The 5,919-nt window shown below is 69.5% G+C and carries 4 protein-coding genes; 2 read left to right on the top strand and 2 right to left on the bottom strand.

Annotated elements, in window-relative coordinates; all coding sequences use genetic code 11:
• Window positions 1–612, top strand: a 612-nt coding sequence (locus AC1D12_RS22355; RefSeq protein WP_477842927.1) for an ATP-binding response regulator, incomplete at its 5' end; no start/stop codon positions are given.
• A gap of 76 nt (window positions 613–688) precedes the next feature.
• Window positions 689–2,659: an acid phosphatase gene (locus tag AC1D12_RS22350; RefSeq protein ID WP_477842925.1), complete on the top strand. Its 1,971-nt coding sequence runs from the start codon at window positions 689–691 to the stop codon at window positions 2,657–2,659.
• A gap of 33 nt (window positions 2,660–2,692) precedes the next feature.
• Here AC1D12_RS22350 and AC1D12_RS22345 read toward each other — a convergent pair whose 3' ends face one another.
• A complete protein-coding gene (locus AC1D12_RS22345; RefSeq protein WP_047502042.1) occupies window positions 2,693–3,415 on the bottom strand; it encodes an ABC transporter ATP-binding protein in 723 nt (240 codons plus the stop codon).
• Between the two features lie 10 nt (window positions 3,416–3,425).
• On the bottom strand, window positions 3,426–5,348 hold the full coding sequence (locus tag AC1D12_RS22340; protein WP_477828110.1) for a branched-chain amino acid ABC transporter ATP-binding protein/permease: 1,923 nt from the start codon (window positions 5,346–5,348) through the stop codon (window positions 3,426–3,428).
• Between the last annotated feature and the right edge of the window lie 571 nt (window positions 5,349–5,919).

Genomic DNA, 5,919 nt, shown 5'->3' with positions numbered 1-5,919 from the left:
GCGTTCCAGCAGGGCGACAACTCGTTCCGACGCCGCTACGGCGGCACCGGCCTGGRCCTGACGATCGCGCGCGAACTGGCGCGCGCGATGGGCGGCGACCTGGTGTGCACCAGCGTGCCGGGCGAGGGATCGAACTTCCGCCTGACGCTGGCGCTGCCGACGGCGCCGGAAGACGCGCCGGTCGAACCCGCCGCCGCGACCGGCGAGCGCAGCGGCCGCCTGCTGAGCGGCCACGTGCTGCTGGCCGAGGACAACCCGGTGAATGCGCTGGTGGCCGAGGCGGCGCTGCAGGGCCTGGGGCTGTCGGTGCAGGTGGTGGGCGACGGCGAGCAGGCAGTGGCGGCGTTCAAGGCGCACCGGCCCGACCTGGTGTTGATGGACTGCCAGATGCCGCTGATGGACGGCTTCGAGGCGGCACGCCGCATGCGCGAGCACGAGCAGGAGGCCGGCGACGGCCGGCGCACGCCGATCGTCGCGCTGACCGCCAATGCGATGGACGGCGACCGCGAGCGCAGCCTGGCCGCCGGCATGGACGACCACATGRCCAAGCCGTTCCGCGACGATGCGCTGTGGGCGACATTGCGGCGGCTGCTGGCGCAAGGCAGGGACTGACCGCCGCCAGGGAAGCGTCATCGGGCTTTCATCAGGCATCGATAGAGTCCGCCGGTTTTCAACCGACGACCTCCCCATGCAGCACCCGTTCCTCCACCGGCGCCACCTGATCGCCGCCTCGATCGCTTCTCTCTGCGCACTGGCCGCGTGCGGCGGCGGCGGTGACAGCGGCCCTGCGGACGGAGGAACCGTCTCCGCCCCGCCGGCGCCGCAAGGCCTGGGGCATGCCGACACCGCGCCGGTGGCCGATGTGCAGGCGGTGCCGCCCTTCGTCGACTTCGCCGCCACGAACCAGCGCGGCGACGCCCGCTATGCAACGCTGGACACGAACGCCGGCGTGCGCGCCGTCTCGGGCTTTCTCGACATCTGGAAGCCGAGCACGCTGCTCGTCGATGCGGGGGCCAGCGCCGCCGCGAACGGCAGCTTCCCCGCGGTCGTGACGTCGAGCTGGAGCGGCATTCCGGGCGACGCCACCGACGGCACGGTGCTCAACGCCGGCACGCACGCAGCGAACATCCAGTACGTCGTCGACCTCACGTCCCGGCGCACCGCGGCCCAGGAGCTGGCGGCCTACCTCGACGACCGGCGCGGCAAGGGCTACAGCGTGACCGACGGCCTCGGCCCGGTGACGAGCGCATGGCGCACCGCGGCCCAGCAGACCACCACCATCTCGAGCATCGCGGCCGACGCGAACAGCGTGCTCTACAACGACGGCGGCAACAACATCGGCGTGGGCGGCAGCGGCAACGCCAGCTTCGGCAGCGTCGTCGACTTCATCGGTGCCATCGGCACCAATGCGTCCACCGAGCCGGCCAAGCGCTTCTACAAGTACGCGCGGCCGTGGCGCTGGAGCACGAGCGTCGTGGTGGCGCCGTCGCTGGTGCCGGCGAAGAGCAGCACGCCGACCACCGACGGCGGCTACATCAGCGGCCACTCCGCGGAAGCCACGCGCGATGCCGTGGCCATGGCCTACGTGTTTCCGCAGCGCTTCCAGGAGATGGTGGCACGCGGGCTCGAACTCGGCGAGAACCGCATCCTGGCCGGCATGCATTCGCCGCTCGACGTGATGGGGGGCCGCATTCTCGGCCAGGCTTCGGCGGCCGCGAACATCGTGGACCCCGCCAACGCCGCGCTGAAGCAGGCCGCCTTCGCCCAGGCGCAAGGCACGCTGAAGGCCGCCGCGGGCGTGACGACGGCCGAAGCGCTCAACGCCTTCGCCCACTCGGCCGACACGTCGACCGATCGCTTCGCGGATCGCGCCGCCAACCGGGTGGCCTACCTGCGACGCCTCACCTACGGGCTCACGCCGATCGGCGACACCAGCAAGGCCGCCACGGTGCCCAAGGGGGCCGAAGCGCTGCTGGAAACACGGCTGCCCTATCTCGATGCGGGCCAGCGCCGCGTGGTGTTGAAGAGCACGGCGCTGCCGTCGGGCTACCCCGGCCTCGATGACAAGGAGGGCTGGGGCCGCCTGAACCTGTTCGCCGCCGCTGACGGCTACGGCGCGTTCACCGGCGACGTGACGGTCGGCATGGACGCCTCGCTCGGTGGCTTCAGTGCCGCGGACGCCTGGCGCAACGACATCGCCGGCGCCGGCAAGCTCACCAAGGCCGGCACAGGCTCCCTGACGCTGGCCGGTGCCAACACCTATTCGGGCGGCACGGAGATCACGGGCGGTTCGCTGGTGGCGGGTTCGGCCACCGCCCTCGGGGCGGGCGACGTCTTCGTCGGTGCAGGCACGCTCGTCTGCAGCGCACCGTCCACGCTGTCGATCGGCGGGGCGCTCTCGGTCCTGGGCGGTGCCAACCTGACGCTGCAGATCGGCGATGCGGGCGCGGGCCGCGTCAGCGCCGGCGGCACGGTGACGTTGACGGGCGGCACGCTGACGGTGACCTTCAAGCCCGGGTTCGCCCCGAGCGTGGGCGACACGCTGAGCGTGCTCAAGGGCACGAGCCTGCGTGGCAAGTTCAGCACGATCTCGGTGACCGGCTACAAGGTCACGCCAACCTACACGGCCACGCAGCTGCTGCTGAGCATCGACGGCTGAGCCCGTCAAGGGYGGCGCGTCCGCCCTTGACGCTCAGTGCCCGCCGCCCAGGTACGCCGCCTTCACCGCCGGATCGTTCTTCAGCCGCTCGGCCGGGCCGTGCACCGAGATGCGGCCGTTCTCGAGCACGTAGCCGTAGTCGGCGACGTTCAGTGCCGCGGCTGCGAACTGCTCGACCAGCAGCATCGTGACGCCCTCGGACTTCAGCCGCGCGATGATGCGGAACACCTCTTCGACGAGGATCGGCGCGAGCCCCATCGACGGCTCGTCGAGCAGCACGATCTCGGGGTTCAGCATCACCGCGCGCGCCATCGCGAGCATCTGCTGCTCGCCGCCCGACAAGGTGCCGGCGAGCTGCTCGCGCCGCTCCTTCAGCCGCGGGAAGAGTTCCAGCGCGCGTTCCAGGTCGGCCTTCACGTCGCCGCGCGGGCGGCTGCCGGTCAGCCGCGGGAAGGCGCCGAGCGTCAGGTTGTCGGTCACCGTCATCGTCGCGAACACGCGGCGGCCTTCGGGCGAGTGCGCGAGGCCGCGCTTGGCGATGTGGTACGACTCCAGCCCGTCGATGCGCTGGCCGTTCAGGCTGATCTCGCCGGCGCTCGGCTTGATCATTCCGGAGACGGCGCGCATCGTGGTCGTCTTGCCGGCGCCGTTCGAGCCGATCAGCGTGACGACCTTGCCGCGTGGCACCTCGATCGAGATGCCGTGCAGCACCTGCACCTTGCCGTAGCCGGCTTCGAGCTTCTGGATGGTCAGCATGTCGTGCTCCTCAGGCCGCCTGGCCACCGAGGTAGGCCTCGATGACTTTCTCGTCGGCCTGCACCTGCGCCGGCAGGCCCTCGGCGATCTTCTGCCCGAAATCCAGCACCGACACGGTGTCGCAGATGCTCATCACGACGTCCATGTGGTGCTCGATCAGGATCACCGTGATGCCGTGCTCGCGGATCTTGCGGATGATCGAGATCAGCTCCTTGATGTCGGGCGCGGTCAGGCCGGCGGCCGGCTCGTCGAGCAGCAGCAGTTGCGGGTCGAGCGCCAGGGCGCGAGCGATCTCGAGCAGGCGCTGCTTGCCGTACGGCAGGTTGCGCGCCTCCTCGTGCACCAGTTCCGCAAGGCCGACGAACTCCAGCAGCGCGAGTGCACGTTGCGCCGCCGCACGCTCTTCGCGCCGGTAGCGCGGCGTGTGCACGGCGACGTCGACGAGGTGGCTGCGGAAGGTGTGGTGCAGCCCGACCTGCACGTTCTGCAGCGCCGTCATCTCGCCGAACAGCTGCACGTTCTGGAAGGTGCGCGCGATGCCCGACAGCGCGATGTCGGACGAGGTGCGCCCGACCAGCGAGCGGCCGGCGAACGCGAGCGTGCCGCCGGTCGGGGTGTAGATGCCGGTCAGCACGTTCATCATCGTGCTCTTGCCCGAGCCGTTGGGGCCGATCAGGCCGTGGATGGTGCCGCGCCGCACGCTCAGGTCGACGTTGTTCAGCGCCTTCAGGCCGCCGAACTGCATCAGCACGCCCTGGGCGACCAGCAGCTCCGGCGCGCTGTGCTGGGCGGCGGTCGAGACGGCGTCTTTCGGCGCGGAGGCGGCGTCGACGGCGGGCACCTCGACGCGGCTGTGCCAGTTGAGGGCGTTACGCAGGAAGCCGATGATGCCGTCCTGCAGGAAGTACACGACGAACAGCGTGATGACGCCGAAGATCGACAGCCGCCAGTCGGTCATCGTCGTCAGCACGAACGACACGCCGGCGAGCGCGACGCTGCCGAACACCGGCACGGCCACCGTGCGCGGCGTGGCCTTGCCCTTCTTGAGCGCGATGGCGGAGCCGGCGACCACGCCGATCGCGATCAGCACCGCGACCCAGCGGAACAGCTCGATGTCGTCGAGCAGCTTGGGCAGCATCACGATGATCGCGGCGCCGAGCAGCGCGCCGCTGCGCGTCTTGCGCCCGCCCATGATGATGGCCAGCAGGAACATCACCGTCAGCTCGAAGTTGTAGGTGTTGGGCGAGATGTACTGCTCGGAGTAGGCGTAGAGAGAACCCGCCAGGCCGGCCAGACCAGCGCTGATCACGAAGGCATAGACCTTGTAGCGGTACACCGAGACGCCCATGCAATCGGACGCGACCGGGCTGCCGCGCAGCGCCTCGAACGCGCGGCCGAGGTGCGAGCGCAGGATGCGGTGCACGACGACGAGCGAGGCGACGAGCATCGCGACGACGACCCAGTAGTAGCCGCGTTCGTCGAGCTGCAGGCCGAACAGCATCGGCTTGTCGAGCTTGATGCCCATCGGCCCTTCGGTGAGGAAGCTCATCTCGTTGATGAGGATCTGCACGATGGTGCCGAAGGCGAGCGTGACCATCGCGAGGTAGGGGCCGGTGACGCGCAACGCGGGCAGCGCGAGCAGCGCACCGAACACCGCGGTGACGGCGATCGCGGCCGGCAGCGTGACCCACAGCGGAGCGGCAAGCTTCATCACGAGCACGCCGGCGGTGTAGGCGCCGATGCCGAACAGGCCGGCATGGCCGAGCGAGACCTGGCCGGTGTAGCCGACGACGATGTCGAGGCCGAACAGCACGATCGCGTAGATCATGATGGTCTCGACCAGGTGGATGTAGTACGGGTTCTCGATGCCGAGCGGGAAGGCGACGAGTGCGGCTATGCCTGTTGCTGCTGCGATGAGGGTTGTTCGTTTCATGCTTTGCTTTTGCTGCTGCGCGTCGCGGCGGGTGTCGGGCTGGCCGGGGGGCTCATGCCTCGGCGGTCGGCCCTGGCGGGCCGACTCCACGGAGAAGCTCGGTCCCGTGGGTGCATCGCCAAACTCCCTCCACTCACTTCGTTCGTTGTGGTCAAACAGTGGCGATGAGTCAGTCTACGAAGCGCGCTGGCGCGCGCCACCCCCGAGACCAAGCTTCTCCGTCGCCTCAGAAATCGCCCCCCGGCCAGCCCGACACCCGCCGCGCAGCACCACCCGCTCTTGTTGGGAGGAAAAGACTGAAGTGACCGTTGAACATGCGGGCGCTCGCATGCTTCGTCAGTCACTTCAGTCTTTTCCCCCAAAACACAGCGCGGCGGCGCCGCAAAGGCGCGGGTGGGGAGGCTGTGGAGCGCCAATAAGGAGGGGGCGCCGGAGCTGGCTGGTTTCATGGCCCGCGCGCGCAGCGCGCTTCGTGAACTGACTGTCGTCGACTGTTTGACCACAGCGAACGAAGTGAGCGGAGGGAGTTTCGACGACGGGCCATGAAACCAGTCAGCGGAGGGAAGTCCTC

This window comes from Rhizobacter sp. P1_G5, assembly GCF_056405435.1.
The sequence above is the reverse complement of the archived record's forward strand: the minus strand, read 5'-3'. Positions and strand labels throughout refer to the sequence as shown.